The 19,823-nt window shown below is 61.4% G+C and carries 19 protein-coding genes; 14 read left to right on the top strand and 5 right to left on the bottom strand.

Translation table 11 applies throughout. From position 1 onward, the window contains the following. Window positions 1-33 precede the first annotated feature (33 nt). Window positions 34-1,353 (top strand): NCS2 family permease, encoded by a 1,320-nt coding sequence (locus E8E78_RS04035; RefSeq protein WP_218178455.1) that lies wholly within the window; start codon window positions 34-36, stop codon window positions 1,351-1,353. Window positions 1,354-1,544: 191 nt separating this feature from the next. Here the strand turns inward: E8E78_RS04035 and uraH are convergent, their stop codons facing one another. Continuing rightward, window positions 1,545-1,898: a hydroxyisourate hydrolase gene (gene uraH / locus E8E78_RS04030; RefSeq protein ID WP_003254328.1), complete on the bottom strand. Its 354-nt coding sequence runs from the start codon at window positions 1,896-1,898 to the stop codon at window positions 1,545-1,547. 17 nt (window positions 1,899-1,915) lie between these two features. Further along, window positions 1,916-2,221: a hypothetical protein gene (locus tag E8E78_RS04025; RefSeq protein ID WP_155403385.1), complete on the bottom strand. Its 306-nt coding sequence runs from the start codon at window positions 2,219-2,221 to the stop codon at window positions 1,916-1,918. 76 nt (window positions 2,222-2,297) lie between these two features. Between E8E78_RS04025 and puuE the strand changes: the two genes are divergently transcribed. From puuE to E8E78_RS03990, 7 genes are all read left to right on the top strand, one after another. Then, entirely contained in the window at window positions 2,298-3,224 is a 927-nt protein-coding gene (gene puuE / locus E8E78_RS04020) for an allantoinase PuuE (protein ID WP_280313526.1), read from the top strand. After that, window positions 3,224-3,739 (top strand): 2-oxo-4-hydroxy-4-carboxy-5-ureidoimidazoline decarboxylase, encoded by a 516-nt coding sequence (gene uraD, locus E8E78_RS04015; protein ID WP_016498613.1) that lies wholly within the window; start codon window positions 3,224-3,226, stop codon window positions 3,737-3,739. The genes puuE and uraD overlap by 1 nt, the downstream gene beginning before the upstream one ends. A 49-nt stretch (window positions 3,740-3,788) precedes the next feature. Then, window positions 3,789-4,292: an ureidoglycolate lyase gene (locus tag E8E78_RS04010; RefSeq protein WP_016488365.1), complete on the top strand. Its 504-nt coding sequence runs from the start codon at window positions 3,789-3,791 to the stop codon at window positions 4,290-4,292. Window positions 4,293-4,335: 43 nt separating this feature from the next. Further along, entirely contained in the window at window positions 4,336-5,664 is a 1,329-nt protein-coding gene (locus E8E78_RS04005) for a urate hydroxylase PuuD (protein ID WP_016488366.1), read from the top strand. Between the two features lie 213 nt (window positions 5,665-5,877). Next, complete coding sequence (locus tag E8E78_RS04000) at window positions 5,878-7,233, top strand: nucleobase:cation symporter-2 family protein (protein ID WP_012273436.1); 1,356 nt, start codon at window positions 5,878-5,880, stop codon at window positions 7,231-7,233. Between the two features lie 140 nt (window positions 7,234-7,373). Then, window positions 7,374-8,159: an outer membrane protein OmpK gene (locus tag E8E78_RS03995; RefSeq protein WP_059395755.1), complete on the top strand. Its 786-nt coding sequence runs from the start codon at window positions 7,374-7,376 to the stop codon at window positions 8,157-8,159. 355 nt (window positions 8,160-8,514) lie between these two features. Next, complete coding sequence (locus E8E78_RS03990) at window positions 8,515-9,297, top strand: outer membrane protein OmpK (RefSeq protein WP_016498611.1); 783 nt, start codon at window positions 8,515-8,517, stop codon at window positions 9,295-9,297. A 138-nt stretch (window positions 9,298-9,435) separates the two neighbouring features. On the opposite strand, the gene E8E78_RS03985 is transcribed toward E8E78_RS03990, so the two are convergent. Next, window positions 9,436-10,350 carry a DUF808 domain-containing protein gene (locus E8E78_RS03985; protein ID WP_049273999.1) on the bottom strand — a complete coding sequence of 305 codons (915 nt, stop codon included), beginning with the start codon at window positions 10,348-10,350 and terminating at the stop codon, window positions 9,436-9,438. A 132-nt stretch (window positions 10,351-10,482) separates the two neighbouring features. Between E8E78_RS03985 and E8E78_RS03980 the strand changes: the two genes are divergently transcribed. Then, the gene (locus E8E78_RS03980; RefSeq protein ID WP_049274000.1) at window positions 10,483-11,094 is read left to right on the top strand and encodes a TetR/AcrR family transcriptional regulator; all 612 of its coding nucleotides are present in this window, start codon (window positions 10,483-10,485) and stop codon (window positions 11,092-11,094) included. A gap of 145 nt (window positions 11,095-11,239) precedes the next feature. On the opposite strand, the gene E8E78_RS03975 is transcribed toward E8E78_RS03980, so the two are convergent. Continuing rightward, entirely contained in the window at window positions 11,240-11,680 is a 441-nt protein-coding gene (locus tag E8E78_RS03975; RefSeq protein WP_049273325.1) for a heme-binding protein, read from the bottom strand. Between the two features lie 257 nt (window positions 11,681-11,937). Between E8E78_RS03975 and gcl the strand changes: the two genes are divergently transcribed. The 5 genes from gcl to pyk all read left to right on the top strand — a co-directional run bounded on the left by gcl (window position 11,938) and on the right by pyk (window position 18,461). Beyond that, entirely contained in the window at window positions 11,938-13,713 is a 1,776-nt protein-coding gene (gene gcl, locus E8E78_RS03970; protein ID WP_016498605.1) for a glyoxylate carboligase, read from the top strand. A gap of 54 nt (window positions 13,714-13,767) precedes the next feature. Next, complete coding sequence (gene hyi / locus E8E78_RS03965; protein WP_049273327.1) at window positions 13,768-14,550, top strand: hydroxypyruvate isomerase; 783 nt, start codon at window positions 13,768-13,770, stop codon at window positions 14,548-14,550. Window positions 14,551-14,702: 152 nt separating this feature from the next. Beyond that, entirely contained in the window at window positions 14,703-15,596 is an 894-nt protein-coding gene (locus E8E78_RS03960) for a 2-hydroxy-3-oxopropionate reductase (protein WP_016498603.1), read from the top strand. 178 nt (window positions 15,597-15,774) lie between these two features. Next, on the top strand, window positions 15,775-17,049 hold the full coding sequence (locus E8E78_RS03955; protein ID WP_049273329.1) for a glycerate kinase: 1,275 nt from the start codon (window positions 15,775-15,777) through the stop codon (window positions 17,047-17,049). Further along, on the top strand, window positions 17,046-18,461 hold the full coding sequence (gene pyk / locus E8E78_RS03950) for a pyruvate kinase (protein WP_016498601.1): 1,416 nt from the start codon (window positions 17,046-17,048) through the stop codon (window positions 18,459-18,461). The genes E8E78_RS03955 and pyk overlap by 4 nt, the downstream gene beginning before the upstream one ends. 104 nt (window positions 18,462-18,565) lie before the next feature. Here pyk and E8E78_RS03945 read toward each other — a convergent pair whose 3' ends face one another. Continuing rightward, complete coding sequence (locus tag E8E78_RS03945; protein ID WP_016497900.1) at window positions 18,566-19,561, bottom strand: IS110 family transposase; 996 nt, start codon at window positions 19,559-19,561, stop codon at window positions 18,566-18,568. Window positions 19,562-19,823 lie beyond the last annotated feature (262 nt).

Raw genomic sequence — 19,823 nt, 5'->3', positions numbered from 1 at the left:
GCTGTGGAAAGCCGCAAATCCGAAGCCCCTACGCTGGATCTCGCCCCACCGCTCGAAACAAGCTGGCTGGAGCGGATTTTCAAACTCAAGCAACATGGCAGCACCGTCAAAACCGAAATGATCGCCGGGGTGACCACCTTCATCACCATGGCCTACATCATCTTCGTCAACCCCAACATCATGGCCGACGCCGGCATCGACCATGGTGCCGCTTTCGTCGCCACCTGCATCGCCGCCGCGCTGGGCTGCCTGCTGATGGGCCTGTACGCCAACTGGCCGGTGGGCCTGGCGCCGGGCATGGGGCTTAACGCCTTCTTCACCTACACCGTGGTCGGCACCATGGGCTACAACTGGGAAACGGCACTGGGGGCGGTGTTCGTCTCGGGCGTGCTGTTCATGTTCCTGACATTGTCGAAAGTGCGCGAATGGTTGCTCAACAGCATCCCGGTCAGCCTGCGCCATGCCATGGGGGCCGGCGTCGGATTGTTTCTCGGGCTGATCGGCCTGAAAACGGCAGGCATCATCGTCGACAGCCCCGCCACCCTGATCAAGCTGGGCTCGCTGCATGAGCCGGGGCCGCTGCTGGCGGCAATCTGCTTCCTGCTGATCGCCATCCTCAGCTACAAGCGGGTGTTCGGCGCGATCCTGATCAGCATCATTGGCGTCACCCTGGCAGGCTGGGGCCTGGGCCTGGTCAAGTTTGGCGGGGTGATGTCGATGCCGCCAAGCCTGGCACCGACCTGGATGGCCATGGACGTGGCCGGCGTGTTCAACGTCAGCATGATCAGCGTGGTGCTGGCGTTCCTGTTCGTACACATGTTCGACACCGCCGGCACGCTGATGGGGGTTGCCCAGCGAGCGAATCTGGTAGCGCCGGACGGGCGTATCGAAGGCCTTTCACGCGCCTTGAAGGCCGACAGTGCTTCCAGCGTATTCGGTGCTGTGGTCGGCGTGCCTCCAGTGACCAGTTATGTGGAGAGTGCCGCCGGTGTGGCCGCAGGTGGTCGTACCGGGCTGACTGCGGTGGTGGTTGGCCTGCTGTTCATCGCCGCGATGTTCTTCGCCCCACTGGCCGGGATGATTCCCGCCTACGCAACGGCGGGTGCGTTGATCTACGTGGCAATGCTGATGATGGGCAGCATGGCGCACATCCATTGGGACGAAGCCACCGACAGCATTCCGGCGATCGTCACGGTCATCATGATGCCGCTGACCTTCTCCGTTGCCGATGGTATCGCGCTGGGTTTCATCACCTACGTCGCGTTGAAGGCAGGCACCGGCAAGTACAAGGAAATCTCGGCCAGCCTGTGGGTGCTGTGCGCCATCTTCATTGCCAAGTTCGTGTTCCTCTAAGCACCGGTAGCCTGGCTATAGAGTTTTGGTGTCTTCGAAATCGAGCGCCGCGCGAGCGGCGCTCGATTTTGTTCCGGCTATAAAACCCACGCCGAACACCCCGCATCACCCACCACTTTCCTGCAGACGAAAAAAAGCCCGCCAGTGTGAGAGCGGGCCAAAGGACCTACGAAGATTCTTCTAGCGACCAACTAGCTTCCACGATAGGTCGAATAGCTGTACGGCGAGATCAGCAGCGGCACGTGGTAGTGCTCCTGCGACTCATCGATGCCAAAGCGCAGCACAACAACATCCAGAAACGCCTGGGCCGGCAACTGCACGCCACGGGCGCGGTAGTAATCGCCAGCGCTGAACTGCAACTGGTAAACACCGGTGCGGTAGTCGTCACCCTGCAGCAGCGGCGCGTCGACGCGGCCATCGCTGTTGGTCAAGGCGGTGTTCACCAGCTCTAGTTGCTGGCCTTCGACGCGGTACAGCTCGACCTTGATCGAGCTGCCCGGGCAGCCATGCGCGGCATCCAGTACGTGTGTGGTCAAACGTCCCATTGCGTGTCGCCTCTTGTTCAATCTGTGGGCAAAAAATACTCAGCCATCGCACCAGCATAGCGCCTGCGGCAGGCGGGAATGACGCCATTAAGACATTCCATCGCCAGATTGTACACAATTTTTTGAACCCATCTGTCGCACCCGGCATTTCCTGCCCATAAACGACCCATCGGTCGCAAATACAGGCCGCGTAACGAGGCAAACGTCATTAGCTGACCAATCAGGCAGGTTTCTTGCACTGTATTTCCAGGTCGCTGCGCGGCGACAAAAGGGAAGAAATGCGGAAAAACAGGCTTACAAAAGATTTCAGAAGTTGTATACAATCAGCCCATCCGGTGGTGCGACATACCGACGCGGCCCGCCCACCACCCGCACTAACGCACAAGAAGGAAGACTGCAGTGAGCGCTGACTACCCTCGCGACCTGATCGGTTACGGCAACAACCCTCCTCACCCGCAATGGCCGGGCAACGCTCGCATCGCGCTGTCTTTCGTCCTCAATTACGAGGAAGGCGGCGAACGCAACATCCTGCACGGTGACAAAGAGTCCGAAGCCTTCCTGTCCGAGATGGTCGCTGCCCAGCCGCTGCAGGGCCAGCGCAACATGAGCATGGAGTCGCTGTACGAATACGGCAGCCGTGCTGGCGTGTGGCGCCTGCTGAAGCTGTTCAAGGACAGCGGCGTGCCATTGACCGTCTTCGCCGTGGCCATGGCCGCCCAGCGCCACCCCGACGTGATCCGCGCCATGGCCGAAGCCGGCCACGAGATCTGCAGCCACGGCTACCGCTGGATCGACTACCAGAACATGGACGAGGCCCAGGAGCGCGAGCACATGCTCGAAGCCATCCGCATCCTCACCGAACTCACCGGCGAGCGCCCGGTGGGCTGGTACACCGGCCGCACCGGCCCGAACACCCGCCGCCTGGTGATGGAAGAAGGCGGGTTCCTGTACGACAGCGACACCTACGACGACGACCTGCCCTACTGGGAGCCGAACAACCCCACCGGCAAGCCGCACCTGGTGATCCCCTACACCCTGGACACCAACGACATGCGTTTCACCCAGGTACAGGGTTTCAACTGCGGCGAGCAGTTCTTCCAGTACCTGAAAGACGCCTTTGATGTGCTGTACGCCGAAGGCGCCGAAGCGCCGAAAATGCTCTCCATCGGCCTGCACTGCCGCCTGGTCGGCCGCCCGGGACGCCTGGCTGCACTCAAGCGCTTCGTCGATTACGCAAAAAGCCATGACCAGGTCTGGTTCGCCCGTCGCGTGGATATCGCCCGCCACTGGCACGCCACCCACCCGTACAAGAAAGAGAACGCCTGATGACCGCCTTCAACACCCTCAAGCCCTCCGCCCTGAGCCGTGACGCCTTCGTCGAGGCCTTCGCCGACATCTACGAGCACTCGCCGTGGGTTGCCGAAAAAGCCTACGACCTGGGCCAGTTGGGCGAGCTGGACGAGATCGAAGCGCTGCACCAGCGCATGAGCGACATCCTGCTCAGCGCCAACCACGCCGACCAGCTGGCGCTGATCAACGCTCACCCGGACCTGGCCGGCAAGGCCGCCATCCAGGGCGAGCTGACCGAATCGAGCACCAACGAACAGGCCGGCGCCGGTATCCACCAGTGCACCGCCGAAGAGTTCGCCCGCTTCACCGAGCTGAACGATGCCTACAAGGCCAAATTCCAGTTCCCGTTTATCATGGCGGTGAAGGGCAGCAACCGGCACCAGATCCTCGCCGCCTTTGAAAAACGCATCCACAACGATGCAGATGCCGAATTCAAGGAAGCCCTGGCGCAGATCAACCTGATCGCCCTGTTCCGCCTGCTGCAGTTGTAAGCGACAGCCGAACCTTTTTCAGTACAACGAACATATAAGAGAGACCCGCATGCGCACCCTGATGATCGAGCCCCTGACCAAAGAAGCCTTCGCCCAGTTCGGAGATGTGATCGAAACCGACGGCAGCGACCACTTCATGATCAACAACGGCTCGACCATGCGCTTTCACAAGCTCGCCACGGTCGAGACCGCCGAGCCCGAAGACAAGGCGATCATCAGCATCTTCCGCGCCGACGCGCTGGACATGCCGCTGACCGTACGCATGCTGGAACGCCATCCGCTGGGCAGCCAGGCTTTCATCCCGCTGCTCGGCAACCCCTTTCTGATCGTGGTCGCGCCCGTTGGCGATGCACCTGTATCAGGCTTGGTCCGCGCCTTCCGCAGTAATGGCAGGCAGGGCATCAATTACCATCGCGGCGTTTGGCACCACCCGGTGCTCACGATCGAAAAGCGGGATGATTTCCTGGTGGTTGATCGCAGTGGTTCTGGCAACAACTGCGATGAGCATTACTTCACCGAGGAACAGATGCTGATCCTCAATCCCCACCAATAAGAAAAGGTCGATCATCGTCAGGTGATCGGCAGAGGTACATACTGTGGAAGCACACCTTCACGAATGGCTGAACCTGAGCATTCGCTGGGTTCACATGATCACCGGTGTCGCCTGGATCGGTGCATCGTTCTACTTCGTCTGGCTGGAGAACCACCTGAACCGAAGCAACCCGCGCGATGGGTTGTCGGGTGATCTCTGGGCAATTCACGGCGGTGGTATCTACCACCTGGAGAAATACAAGCTCGCACCCCCGAAAATGCCCGAGAACCTGCACTGGTTCAAATGGGAAGCCTACTTCACCTGGATGTCCGGTATCGCCCTGCTGTGCGTGGTGTTCTACTGGAACCCGGCGCTGTACCTGCTGGCCCCTGGCAGCACCCTGAGCGGTGCCGAAGGCGTGGCCATCGGTATCGGCTCGCTGATCGCTGGCTGGTTCATCTACGACTTCCTGTGCGACTCGCCCCTGGGCAAGAAGCCAGCGCTGCTCGGCGGTGTGCTGTTCGTGCTGATCATCGCCGCCTGCTGGGGCTTCAGCCTGGTGTTCAGCGGCCGTGGTGCATACCTGCACACCGGCGCGATCATCGGCACCATCATGGTCGGTAACGTGTTCCGCATCATCATGCCGGCCCAGCGCCAGCTGGTGGCGGCGATCGAGAACAACCAGACGCCCGACCCGGTGCTGCCGGCCAAGGGCCTGCTGCGCTCGCGCCACAACAACTACTTCACCCTGCCGGTGCTGTTCATCATGATCAGCAACCATTTCCCGAGCACCTACGGTAGCCAGTACAACTGGCTGATCCTGGCCGGTATCGCAGTAGCCGCGGTTCTGATCCGCCACTACTTCAACACCCGCCACGACAGCAACAAGTACGCCTGGACCCTGCCGGTCGGCGCCCTGGCGATGATCTGCCTGGCCTACGTCACCGGTCCGAAACCGATGGCCGTAAGCCCTGAGCAAGCGGCAGCGAAGGTCGAGTACCAGCCGCTGCCTGCGACTGCCGTCGGTGGCAAGACCGCTGCCGAGCAGCGCGCCGAGGACGCCGCCAAGGCTGCCGAAGCGCCGGCTGCACCAGCGCAAGCACCGGCCCAGGCCGCTGCCCAGGCCGGCGGTGGCGACTTCGACAAGATCCACAATGTCATCCAGGAACGCTGCACCGTGTGCCACTCGTCCAAGCCGACCAGCCCACTGTTCAGCGCCGCCCCTGCCGGCGTGATGTTCGACACCCCGCAGCAGATCCAGGCCCAGGCCGCGCGCATCCAGGCGCAAGCGGTCGCCAGCCAGATCATGCCGCTGGGCAACATCACCCAGATGACCACCGAAGAGCGCAAGCTCGTCGGCGACTGGATCGCCAAAGGCGCCCAGGTCAATTGAAACACCCTCCTACAAGGCGACTGAGTCCCCTGTAGGAGCGGCCTTGCGCCGCGAAGAGGCCGGTTAACCCGGCCTCAAACTTGAAGATTCACGCAACAAGCAAGCATCGAGCGTTCAACTGCAAGCGGGAACCCCGGTCTCTCTTCACCGAGAAACTGCCGCTTGGAGCTTGCCGCTTGGATCCGAGAATAAAAACAAAACTCGAGGTGCTGCATGTCCGAGTCACGCAAGGCGTATATCCCCATTGCGCCGCCGCGCGAACCCTTGCCCTTGTTCCAACTGATCCTGGTTGGCCTGCAACACGTTCTGCTGATGTACGGTGGCGCGATTGCCGTGCCGTTGATCATCGGCCAGGCCGCTGGGTTGTCCCGTGAAGAAGTCGCTTTCCTGATCAACGCCGACCTGCTGGTCGCTGGCGTCGCCACCATCATCCAGTCGTTCGGTATCGGCCCGGTGGGCATCCGCATGCCGGTGATGATGGGTGCCAGTTTCGCTGCTGTCGGCAGCATGGTGGCCATGGCCGGCATGCCCGGCGTAGGCCTGCAGGGGATCTTCGGGGCGACCATCGCCGCCGGGTTCTTCGGCATGCTGATCGCGCCGTTCATGTCCAAGGTCGTACGTTTCTTCCCGCCGCTGGTCACCGGTACGGTGATCACCTCGATTGGCCTGTCGCTGTTCCCGGTGGCAGTCAACTGGGCCGGTGGCGGCCATGAAGCTGAAACCTTCGGCTCGCCGATCTACCTGCTGGTGGCCGGCCTGGTGCTGGCGGTCATCCTGCTGATCAACCGCTTCATGCGTGGCTTCTGGGTCAACGTATCGGTGCTGGTGGGCATGGGCCTTGGCTACATCCTGGCCGGCTCCATCGGCATGGTCGACCTGTCTGGCCTGAAAGACGCGCCGTGGTTGCAGGTGGTAACCCCACTGCACTTCGGCATGCCGACCTTCAGCCTGGCGCCGATCCTGTCCATGTGCCTGGTGGTGGTGATCATCTTCGTCGAGTCCACCGGCATGTTCCTGGCCCTGGGCAAGGTGACTGATCGCGAAGTTACGCCAGGGATGCTGCGTCGCGGCCTGCTGTGCGATGCCGGTGCATCGTTCATTGCCGGCTTCTTCAACACCTTTACCCACTCCTCGTTCGCCCAGAACATCGGCCTGGTGCAGATGACCGGGGTGCGCTGCCGCTTTGTCACCATCGTGGCCGGTGCACTGCTGATCCTGCTCAGCCTGCTGCCAAAAGCGGCCTTCCTGATTGCCTCGATCCCGCCTGCGGTACTGGGCGGCGCGTCCATTGCCATGTTCGGCATGGTCACTGCCACCGGGATCAAGATTCTTCAGGAGGCGGACATCGGCGACCGCCGCAACCAGCTGCTGGTGGCGGTGAGCGTCGGCTTCGGGTTGATCCCCGTAGTGCGTCCGGAGTTCTTTGCCCAGATGCCGCAGTGGATGGAACCCATCACCCACAGTGGTATCGCCATGGCCACGGTCAGTGCCCTGGTGTTGAACGTGCTGTTCAACATCCTCGGTGGCGCCGACCGCGCGGTGCACAACGACGCCTGTCACCAGCATTGAGCCATAAGGGGCGGCGCTTTGCCGCCCCTCACCCACATCTGCAGTAACCGCTACGCCGTCGACCCGCCGGAATGGGTCGCCCGGGGCGCCTGCGCGCCAAAAAAACCGCCAACAAAAACAATAAGTCCGGGAATCACAACATGAAGCGCATCACCACGTCCCTGTTGTTGGGCAGCAGCCTGCTGGCCACCCTACCCTCGCATGCAGGCGAATGGCTGCAATGGCATGGCGAAAGCCTGACCTACCTGTATGGCAAGGACTTCAAGGTCAACCCTGATATCCAGCAGACCATCACGTTCGAGCACGCCAACAAATGGAAGTACGGCGACACCTTCATGTTCGTCGACAAGATCTTCTACAACGGCAAGGCCGACGCCAGCAAAGGCGTGACCACCTACTACGGCGAGTTCAGCCCGCGCCTGTCGTTCGGCAAGATCTTCGACCAGAAGATGGCCTTCGGCCCTATCAAGGACGTGCTGCTGGCCATGACCTACGAGCGTGGCGAAGGCGACAACGAAGCCTACCTGATCGGCCCCGGCTTTGACCTGGACATCCCCGGCTTCAACTATTTCACCCTCAACTTCTACGTGCGCAACACCGAGGGCAGCCGCCCCGGCGACAACGTCTGGCAGATCACCCCTGGCTGGTCGTACACCATCCCCGTGGGCAGGTCTGACATTCTGATCGACGGTTACATGGACTGGGTCCCCGACAACGACCAGACCCGCCGTGGCACCTATCACGCCAACCTGCACTTCAACCCGCAGGTCAAATACGACTTGGGCAAGGCGCTGAACCTGGGCGCCAAGCAGCTCTACGTGGGCTTTGAGTACAGCTACTGGAAGGACAAATACGGCATCGACAGCCGCGGCAACCTGGAAAGCAACCAGAGCGTCGCCAGTGCCCTGATCAAAGTGCATTTCTAATAAACTGACCAAACGCACAAGTTTGAACCACCCCGCTCCAGGACGGAGCACTTGAGGCGCGGCGCGCAAGCCAGTAATCTGCGCGCCCCCTCGATCAGGGCAGAACGGATTCTGCCTGCGTTTACTGACCGCTCAGTCAATGAATACGGGCGGTTGGCCAACGTGTTGCCAGCCTGAAAGACCCTTTTCATCCGTTCAGAACGAAGTCGAGCAGGAAGGTTTTGCCAACCCGGAAAAGTTGGCTCAACCCTTGCCAAACAGCTGTGGCCTATCGAAAAAAGCTGACTCGCAAGACAACAAAAAAGCGCCAATACCGAGCGCTGACAACAGATCAATCAAGGGAGCGACACTCGCAATGCGTACCATCAACAGCCTGATCCTCGCCGGCGGCCTGCTGGCCTGTGGCACCACCTACGCCGACGACCTGCTGCAATGGCAGAACAACAGCCTGACCTACCTGTGGGGCAAGAACTTCAAGGTCAACCCGGCGATCCAGCAAACCGTCACGTTCGAGCACGCCGATGGCTGGAAGTACGGCGACAACTTCATCTTCGTCGACAAGATCTTCTACCAAGGCCAGAAAGACGCCGGCAATGGCCCGAATACCTATTACGGTGAGATCAGCCCACGCCTGTCGTTCAACAAGATCTTCGACCAGAAGGTCGAGTTCGGCCCGGTCAAGGACGTGCTGCTGGCGATGACCTACGAGTTTGGCGAGGGTGACACCGAGTCGTACCTGATCGGCCCAGGCTTCGACCTGGCCATTCCCGGCTTTGACTACTTCCAGCTGAACTTCTACAACCGCACCACCGACGGCAGCCGCGCTGGCGACAACGTATGGCAGATCACGCCGGTATGGTCGTACACCATTCCGGTGGGCGATTCCGACGTGCTGATCGACGGCTTCATGGACTGGGTGGTGGACAACGACGAGAACCGCCGCGGCACCTACCACGCCAACCTGCACTTCAACCCGCAGATCAAGTATGACCTGGGCAAGGCATTGCACCTGGGCGAGAAGCAGCTGTATGTGGGTGTGGAGTACGACTACTGGAAGAACAAGTACGGCATCAAGGACAGCGATGCCTTTACGACTGACCAGAACACCATGAGCTTCCTGGTCAAGGTTCACTTCTGACCTGATCCCTCAGGGCCGTGCCGCGGCCCATTCGCGGGCAAAAGCCCACCACAGGGTCCGCGCCCGGTTCAAGGCAAACGCGGTACCTGTGGGAGCGGGTTCACCCGCGAACCGGGGCAAAGCACCGGCCATGCAACCTTATGTGGCAGGCCGGAGCACCCGCCACAATTTGCCGGCAACCGCCACCACCGCCAGCACCACGCCACCGGCCAGCACCCCGGCTACGCCATTGAGCAGTGCCCCGGTCAACGCCCCGCCACGCCCCTCGCTGAACGCCTCGATGGCATGATGCAGCGGCTCGATGCCATGCACCAGAATGCCGCCACCGACCAGAAACATCGCCGCCGTGCCGATCACCGACAGGCTTTTCATCATGTACGGTGCGGCCCGCAGGATGCCGTTACCAACGGCCTGGGTCAGGCTCGATGCCTTTTGGGTCATCCACAACCCCAGGTCATCGAGCTTGACGATGCCGGCCACCAGCCCGTAAACGCCGATGGTCATGACGATGGCGATGCCCGACAGCACGATGATCTGCTGGCTCAGCGGCGCATCGGCCACGGTACCCAAGGTGATGGCGATGATTTCCGCTGACAGGATGAAGTCGGTGCGCACCGCGCCCTTGATCTTGGTTTTCTCGAACGCCACCAGGTCGACATTGGCGTCAGCCACGGCTTCCTTCCGGGCATTGTGCTGCGCGTCGTCCTCTTCCTTGCTGTGCAGGAACTTGTGCGCCAGCTTCTCGAAGCCTTCGAAACACAGGTAGGCGCCACCGATCATCAACAATGGCGTAACCGCCCACGGAATGAACGCACTGATCAGCAGCGCTGCCGGCACCAGGATTGCCTTGTTGACGAGCGACCCCTTGGCCACCGCCCACACCACCGGTATTTCGCGCTCGGCACGCACACCGGTAACCTGCTGGGCGTTCAGCGCCAGGTCATCGCCCAGCACACCTGCTGTTTTTTTTGCCGCCACCTTGGTCATTAGCGAGACGTCATCAAGCACCGTGGCGATGTCGTCGATCAGTACCAGTAGACTGCTTCCTGCCATGTTTGCCTGTATCCAGATAGGTGTGTGCCACGGATTCTAGCCCAAAGCCGCTGCCTTGAGCGCCCGTCGAGCGCGGTGCTACCATGCCCGATCCCTCTTAGAGGTGGCCAGACACGAGGAAGATCCCTGACCATGAGCACCATTCGCGAGCGCAACAAGGAATTGATCCTGCGCGCGGCCAGCGAGGAATTCGCCGACAAGGGCTTCGCCGCCACCAAGACCAGCGATATCGCGGCCAAGGCCGGCCTGCCCAAGCCGAACGTGTATTACTACTTCAAGTCCAAGGACAACCTCTACCGCGAAGTCCTGGAAAGCATCATCACGCCAATCATGCAGGCCTCGACGCCATTCAATGCCGAGGGCGACCCCAAGGAAGTGCTGAGTGCGTACATTCGTTCGAAGATCCGCATTTCGCGCGACCTGCCGCACGCCTCCAAGGTGTTTGCCAGCGAGATCATGCACGGCGCCCCGCACCTGTCGCCCAACCAGGTGGAGCAGCTGAACGAGCAGGCCCGGCACAACATCGAGTGCATCCAGCGCTGGATCGACCGCGGGCAGATTGCCCATGTGGACGCGCATCACCTGATGTTCAGCATCTGGGCGGCGACCCAGACCTATGCCGACTTCGACTGGCAGATTTCTGCGGTGACTGGCAAGGCCAAGCTGGCCGACAGCGATTATGACGCGGCGGCCGAGACCATCATTCGCATGGTCTTGAAAGGCTGTGAGCCTGAAGCAGCGTGACAGGGCCAGTGAGGCTGCCTTGCAGCCCATTCGCGGCACAAGGCCGCTCCTACAGGACATCGCGATCGCAGGTCAAACGCGATCCCCTGTAGGAGCGGCCTTGTGCCGCGAATGGGCCGCAAAGCGGCCCCGGCTATCTTGAGCGTTACGCCACTACCCCGGCATCCGCCTTCAACCCCACCTCCTCGATCGCACTGATCGCACACTGCTCGTCGATATCCGACGTATCGCCGCTGATCCCCACCGCACCCAGCACCTTACCGTCCTGATCACGAATCAGCACACCACCCGGTGCCGGCACCACCGGCCGTTCACCCATCCCGTTCAAAGCGGCAAAAAACGCCGGACGCTGCTGCGCGTCCAGCGCCAGCAGGCGCGACCCCTTGCCCAGGGCAATCGCGCCCCAGGCTTTGCCAGTGGCAACTTCAGGGCGGATAAGGCTTGCGCCATCCTCACGCTGTAGCGCCAGCAGGTGCCCGCCGGCATCCAGCACCGCCACGGTCAGTGGCGCTGCATTGATGTTGCGGCCTGCTGCCAGTGCGGCATTTACCAGGCTGACAGCGACTTTCAGGTTCAAGACGTTCATGGAAAGGTCCTCTTCTTGTTGTGAGAAGCCCTGAGGGCAGTTGAAAACCGATAGGGCAAATAGAACACAACGAAAGGATATTTTGTATACAATATTTTGAAACGATCGTATGCGATGGCGCAAATAGCCGTTTTCACGGCCGCTTTGACGAAACCCGGCCTACCCGATGAAAACCCATTGACCTGAGCCGCCAGCCGTGAATACACTCTGTCGCAAAGCAAGTTGTATACAATTACAAAATCGATGAGGCACAACCCATGAGCAAAATGAGAGCAATCGATGCAGCCGTTCTGGTCATGCGCCGTGAAGGTGTAGATACCGCGTTCGGCATCCCAGGGGCTGCCATCAACCCGTTGTACTCGGCCCTGAAGAAAGTCGGTGGCATCGATCACGTCCTCGCTCGCCACGTCGAAGGTGCCTCGCACATGGCCGAGGGCTACACCCGTGCCAACCCGGGCAACATCGGCGTGTGCATCGGCACTTCCGGCCCAGCCGGCACCGACATGGTCACCGGCCTGTACAGCGCCTCGGCCGACTCCATCCCGATCCTCTGCATCACCGGCCAGGCCCCGCGTGCACGCCTGCACAAAGAAGACTTCCAGGCCGTCGACATCACCAGCATCGTCAAGCCGGTGACCAAGTGGGCGACCACCGTTCTGGAGCCAGGCCAGGTGCCTTACGCCTTCCAGAAAGCCTTCTATGAAATGCGCACCGGCCGCCCAGGCCCGGTACTGATCGACTTGCCGTTCGACGTGCAGATGGCCGAAATCGAATTCGACATCGACGCCTACGAGCCGCTGGCCGTCAACAAGCCGTCCGCCACTCGCGTACAGGCTGAAAAAGCCCTGGCCCTGCTCAACGACGCCGAGCGCCCGCTGCTGGTCGCCGGCGGCGGCATCATCAACGCCGATGCCAGCGACAAGCTGGTCGAGTTCGCCGAACTGACCGGCGTACCGGTAATCCCGACCCTGATGGGCTGGGGCACCATCCCGGACGACCACGCCCAAATGGTCGGCATGGTCGGCCTGCAGACTTCGCACCGCTACGGCAACGCCACCCTGCTGAAATCCGACCTGGTGTTCGGTATCGGTAACCGCTGGGCCAACCGCCACACCGGCTCGGTCGATGTCTACACCGAAGGCCGCAAGTTCGTGCACGTCGACATCGAACCGACCCAGATCGGCCGCGTATTCACCCCGGACCTGGGTATCGTTTCCGACGCTGGCAAGGCACTGGACGTGTTCCTGGAAGTGGCCCGCGAGTGGAAAGCCGCTGGCAAGCTGAAGGACCGTGCTGCCTGGCTGGAAGATTGCCAACAGCGCAAAGCCACCCTGCAGCGCAAGACCCACTTCGACAACGTGCCGGTCAAGCCGCAGCGCGTGTATGAAGAGATGAACCAGGTATTCGGCAAGGACACCACCTACGTCAGCACCATCGGCCTGTCGCAGATTGCCGGCGCGCAGTTCCTGCACGTGTACAAGCCACGCCACTGGATCAACTGCGGCCAGGCCGGCCCGCTGGGCTGGACCATCCCTGCCGCGCTGGGTGTTGTGAAGGCAGACCCGAAACGCAAGGTTGTCGCGCTGTCGGGCGACTACGACTTCCAGTTCATGATCGAGGAACTGGCAGTGGGTGCGCAGTTCAACCTGCCGTACGTCCACGTGCTGGTGAACAACGCCTACCTGGGCCTGATCCGTCAGGCGCAGCGTGGCTTCGACATGGATTACTGTGTACAACTGGCGTTCGAGAACATCAACTCGACCGACGCCGCCACCTACGGTGTCGACCACGTTGCAGTGGTCGAAGGCTTGGGCTGCAAAGCCATTCGCGTGTTCGAACCGGCCGAGATCGCCCCAGCCCTGCTCAAGGCACAGAAGATGGCCGAAGAGTTCCGCGTGCCGGTCGTGGTTGAAGTGATTCTCGAGCGTGTGACCAACATTTCCATGGGCACCGAGATCAACGCGGTCAACGAGTTCGAAGACCTGGCGCTGGTCGGCAACGACGCGCCAACCGCCATCTCGATGCTGGACTGATCGCCTGACGCCCCCAGGCACGCCCTGGGGGCCTTCATCGCAAGGAGACAACTCATGCCTCGCTTCGCTGCCAACCTGTCCATGCTGTTCACCGAACAGGACTTCCTGGCCCGCTTCAAGGCTGCCGCCGATGCCGGTTTCAGTGGCGTCGAATACCTGTTCCCCTACGACTTCAGCGCTGCAGAAATCAAGCAGCAGCTGGAAGCCAATGGCCTGACCCAGGTGCTGTTCAACCTGCCTGCCGGCGACTGGGCCAAAGGTGAGCGCGGTATCACCTGCCACCCCGACCGCATCGAAGAATTCCGCGCCGGTGTCGACAAGGCCATCGAATACGCCAAGGTGCTGGGCAACACCCAGGTCAACGCCCTTGCCGGCATTCGCCCACAAGGCCCGGACTGCGCCACCGTGCGCAAGACCTTCGTCGAAAACCTGCGCTACGCAGCCGACAAGCTCAAGGCCGCCGGTATCCGCCTGGTCATGGAAATGATCAACACCCGCGACATCCCGGGCTTTTACCTGAACACCACCCAGCAGGCCCTGGAAATCCAGGCCGAAGTGGGCAGTGACAACCTGTTCCTGCAGTACGACATCTACCACATGCAGATCATGGAAGGTGACCTGGCTCGCACCATGGAAACCAACCTGCAACTGATCAACCACATCCAGCTGGCCGACAACCCCGGCCGCAATGAACCAGGCACCGGCGAGATCAACTACCGCTTCCTGTTCGAGCACCTGGACCGCATTGGCTACCAAGGCTGGGTGGGCGCGGAGTACAAGCCCAAGACCACCACCGAAGCGGGCCTGGGCTGGCTGAAAACCCACAACGCAATCTGAGGAACAACTCGGGACCCTGTGGGAGCGGGCTTGCCCGCGAACACCGGCAAAGCCGGTGCCATCCACCGAGTTGTCTGCTTCGCGGGCGAGCCCGCTCCCACAGGGGGCCAAAGCTTGCTTGAGATATCACAATTACAAAGAGGTAATTTCTCATGGCTAAAATCGGTTTCATCGGCACCGGCATCATGGGCAAGCCCATGGCCCAAAACCTGCAAAAAGCAGGTCACAGCCTGTTCGTTTCCACCCACCACGACGCCGCGCCAGCCGACCTGATCGCCGCCGGTGCAGTGGCCCTGGCCAACCCGAAAGAGGTTGCCCAGGAAGCCGAATTCATCATCGTCATGGTGCCGGACACCCCGCAGGTGGAAGCCGTACTGTTCGGTGAAAACGGCGTGGCTGAGGGCGTAGGCCCGAACAAGATCGTGATCGACATGAGTTCGATCTCGCCTACCGCCACCAAAGCGTTCGCTGAAAAAATCAAGGCAACCGGCGCAGCCTACCTGGACGCCCCGGTGTCCGGTGGTGAAGTCGGCGCCAAGGCCGCGACCCTGAGCATCATGGTTGGTGGCTGCCCGAAAGCCTTCGAGCGCACCCTGCCGCTGTTCGAAGCCATGGGCAAGAACATCACCCGCGTGGGTGGCAACGGTGACGGCCAGACCGCCAAGGTCGCCAACCAGATCATCGTCGCCCTGAACATCCAGGCCGTCAGCGAAGCACTGCTGTTCGCCGCCAAGAACGGCGCCGACCCGGCCAAGGTGCGTGAAGCACTGATGGGCGGCTTTGCTTCGTCGAAAATCCTCGAAGTGCACGCCGAGCGCATGATCAAGGGCACCTTCGACCCAGGCTTCCGCATCAACCTGCACCAGAAAGACCTGAACCTGGCCCTGCAAGGCGCCAAGGAACTGGGCATCAACCTGCCCAACACCTCCAATGCCCAGCAAGTGTTCAACACCTGCCAGGCCCTGGGTGGCGGCAACTGGGACCACTCGGCGCTGATCAAAGGCCTGGAACACATGGCCAACTTCTCGATCCGCGGCGACAAGTAAGTAGTAGACCTTACCGGCCTCTTCGCGGCGGTTCAGCGCGAAGAAGCCAACACCGCTGAACCTGCGACCACAGGTTCAGCGGTAGCACCGAGCAACACCCGCCCCTGGTTCGGCCTGCACGGAGGCAGTTCCAGGGGCGTTTTTGATTCTGCAGAACAACAATAATTGGGAGCCTGCCATGTCGGTCGATCCGCAAAAAATTCTCCGCGAGCTGTTCGACACAGCCATCGCTGCCGCCCACCCCCGCCAAGTCCTCGAACCCTACCTGCCCGCCGACCGTAGCGGCCGGGTGATCGTCATCGGCGCCGGCAAGGCCGCAGCCGCCATGGCCGAAGTGGTCGAGAAAAGCTGGCAGGGCGAAGTCTCCGGCCTGGTCGTGACCCGTTACGGCCACGGCGCCAACTGCCAGAAAATCGAAGTGGTCGAAGCCGCCCACCCGGTACCGGATGCCGCCGGCCTGGCCGTGGCCAAGCGCGTGCTGGAACTGGTCAGCAACCTCAGTGAAGACGACCGCGTCATCTTCCTGCTGTCTGGCGGTGGTTCCGCCCTGCTGGCGCTGCCGGCCGAGGGCCTGACCCTGGCCGACAAGCAACATATCAACAAGGCACTGCTCAAATCCGGCGCCACCATCGGCGAGATGAACTGCGTGCGCAAGCATCTCTCGGCGATCAAGGGCGGCCGCCTGGCCAAGGCCTGCTGGCCGGCCACGGTCTACACCTATGCCATTTCCGATGTGCCGGGCGACCTCGCCACCGTGATCGCCTCCGGCCCCACCGTGGCCGACCCGAGCACGTCGGCTGATGCCCTGGCCATTCTGAAACGCTACAACATCGAAGCGCCGAAAGCGGTCATCGACTGGCTGAACAACCCTGCCTCGGAAACCGTCAAGGCCGATGACCCGGCCCTGGCCCGCAGCCACTTCCAGCTGATTGCCAAACCCCAGCAGTCGCTCGAGGCCGCCGCAGTCAAAGCCCGACAGGCTGGTTTCAGCCCGCTGATTCTCGGCGACCTGGAAGGCGAGTCGCGCGAAGTGGCCAAGGTACACGCCGGTATTGCCCGGCAGATCGTCCAGCACGGCCAGCCATTGAAGGCACCCTGCGTGATCCTGTCCGGCGGCGAAACCACCGTGACCGTACGCGGCAATGGCCGTGGCGGGCGCAACGCCGAGTTCCTGCTCAGCCTCACTGAAAGCCTGAAAGGCCTGCCGGGGGTATACGCGCTGGCCGGCGACACCGACGGCATCGACGGCTCGGAAGAAAACGCCGGTGCCTTCATGACCCCGGGCAGCTACGCCCGCGCCGAGGCCCTGGGCCTGTCGGCCAGCGACGAGCTGGACAACAACAACGGCTATGGCTATTTCGCCGCGCTGGATGCGCTGATCGTCACCGAGCCGACCCGCACCAACGTCAACGACTTCCGCGCCATCCTGATCCTCGAGACTGCCCAACCATGACGCCTGATAAAAAAGTAAAGATCCTCGCCACCCTCGGCCCTGCGATCAACGGCATCGACGACATCCGCCAACTGGTCGAAGCCGGCGTGAACATCTTCCGCCTCAACTTCAGCCACGGCGAACACGCTGACCACGCCTTGCGTTACCAGTGGATCCGCGAAGTGGAGCAGCAACTGAACTACCCGCTGGGCATCCTCATGGACCTGCAAGGGCCAAAGCTGCGCGTGGGCCGCTTTGCCGAAGGCAAGGTGCAACTGCAACGCGGCCAGGCGCTGCGCCTGGACCTGGACAAGACCCCGGGCGACAGCCGCCGGGTCAACCTGCCACACCCTGAAATCATCGCAGCCCTCGAGCCCGGCATGGACCTGCTGCTGGACGATGGCAAGCTGCGCCTGCGCGTCACCGCCAAGCACAACGATGCTATCGACACTGAAGTGCTGAACGGTGGCGAGCTGTCCGACCGCAAGGGTGTCAACGTACCGCAAGCTGTACTCGACCTCTCCCCGCTCACCGAAAAGGACCGCCGCGACCTGGCCTTTGGCCTGGAACTGGGCGTGGACTGGGTGGCCCTGTCGTTTGTACAGCGCCCTGAGGACATCGTCGAAGCGCGCCAGCTGATTGGCGATCGCGCCTACCTGATGGCCAAGATCGAGAAACCCTCGGCGGTCGAACAACTGCAAGCCATTGCCGAACTGGCAGACGCGATCATGGTGGCGCGTGGTGACCTGGGCGTGGAAGTGCCGGCCGAAAGCGTGCCGCAAATCCAGAAGCGCATCATCAACACCTGCCGCCAGTTGGGCAAGCCGGTGGTGGTAGCCACGCAGATGCTCGAGTCCATGCGTTTCTCGCCCGCGCCGACCCGTGCCGAAGTCACTGACGTGGCCAACGCCGTGGCCGAAGGTGCCGATGCGGTCATGTTGTCGGCCGAGACTGCCTCGGGTGACTACCCGCTGGAAGCCGTGCAGATGATGAGCAAGATCATCCGCCAGGTGGAAAACGGCCCTGACTACCAGGCCCAGCTCGACGTTGGCCGGCCGAAGGCCGAGGCCACCGTGTCGGACGCCATCAGCTGCGCCATCCGCCGCATCAGCGGCATCCTGCCGGTGGCGGTGCTGGTCAACTACAGCGAGTCGGGCGCCTCGACCCTGCGCGCTGCACGCGAGCGGCCACGGGCACCGATCCTCAACCTCACGCCGAACCTGAACACCGCGCGCCGCCTGAGCGTGGCCTGGGGCGTGCATTCGGTGGTCAACGACCGCCTGCGCCAGGTGGATGAGGTGGTTTCCACCGCCCTGGAGATTGCCCAGGCGCAAGGCATGGCCAGCCGTGGCGACACACTGCTGATCACTGCCGGTGTGCCTTTCGGCAAGCCAGGGTCGACTAACACGCTGCGGATCGAGACTTTGATCTGAGATTGCCGGGGCGCTTTGCGCCCCATTCGCAGCACAAGGCTGCTCCTACAGGGACCGCGTAGCCTGAGAAGCTCGCGATTCCTTTGTAGATACTCTGTTGGCGGTCAAGCTTTTCTAAGGTGTTCAGAGCTGAAAAGCTTGGCCGTATCAAATGGTTCATCGCCGCGCATGCATGCCCATATGCCTGTCAGGTACTTGCGCATGACAGCGGCGATCGCTTGCATTTTTTTCTTCCCCCTGCTGACCAGCGATTCATAAAAGGCCTTCGCGTAAGGATCGCAGCGCACCGCCGTCAGCGCCGGCATGTACATGGCCGCCCGTAAATAGGCATTCCCGCTTTTGCCGAGCCGACCAGGTTTATCAATGCTTGTCCCCGACTGTGTCTGTCGAACATCTAGACCAGCATGACGAGCGACCTGAGAGGACTTGAGCATTTGAGGAAGGGTGGTCAGCTCAGCCAAGGCAGCAAGTGCCGAGACTTCTCCCATTCCCGGGCCCGCTAGTAACTGCTTGTACTGCCGGTTAAGCGTCGGACACTGAGCGATCAACTCACGTCCGGCTTTGCGGAAACGCTCAATGCGATTGTCCAAAGTGGCAATCGCTTCCTCTTGATCTTCGATCAGCATCGACACGGTCGTAGCGGTCGCCTGCAATGCATGCAGCTCATTCTTCGCCCTGGTGCGGTGCCCGACCAGACGATTGATGTGCCGGCCAAGAGCCCTCAGCTCAAGCTGTACGGAGCTTGGCGGTGTCCACAAGCGCGGTGTCATACGTTCACCGTACTCGGACAGCAACTGAGCATCTATCGAGTCAGTTTTACTGTTCACCAGCATCAGCTTGGCGAAATTATGGAAGCTCTTGGGGTTGATCACCGAAACAGGAAGGTCCGCAGCATGCAGCTCAAGGGCCAGGTCCAGGTAATAGATTCCGGTCGCCTCCATCACGATCGACTTGGGCTTGAGCGCCTGCAGCTTTTTCACCGCTGCCTTACGACCAGCAGGGGTTTGAGCGATATCCCACTGTCCAGCGGGACGCCCATCTTTACGCACCCCAACGATCGACGTACGAGAACCAATATCCAGGCCCACACAGACATTCATTCTTCCCACTCCCAAGCGAGTTAGGTAACAATGGCCTCCGGTTCCCCGACCTCGAACTTCATGCCGCTGCAACCTTGTAATGCGAAGTCCGACTTGTCGGCTTCTCGATACTCTTCGTAGTGGGCAATGAGGCGGGGGGCCTCTCTACAGACAAGGTCAGGGGCAAACCCTGCCTTCAGGAGCGATCGGCCTCCCCGGAAGTGCTTCTATAGCCTGACGAGAATAACCTCTCTCATCAGGCTAGGCACAACATACAAGGAGC

The sequence above is a fragment of the Pseudomonas sp. BN505 genome, from assembly GCF_029873175.1.
Lineage (GTDB): Bacteria > Pseudomonadota > Gammaproteobacteria > Pseudomonadales > Pseudomonadaceae > Aquipseudomonas > Aquipseudomonas putida.
Note: the sequence above shows the minus strand (reverse complement) of the source record. Positions and strands in the feature narration are given on the sequence as shown.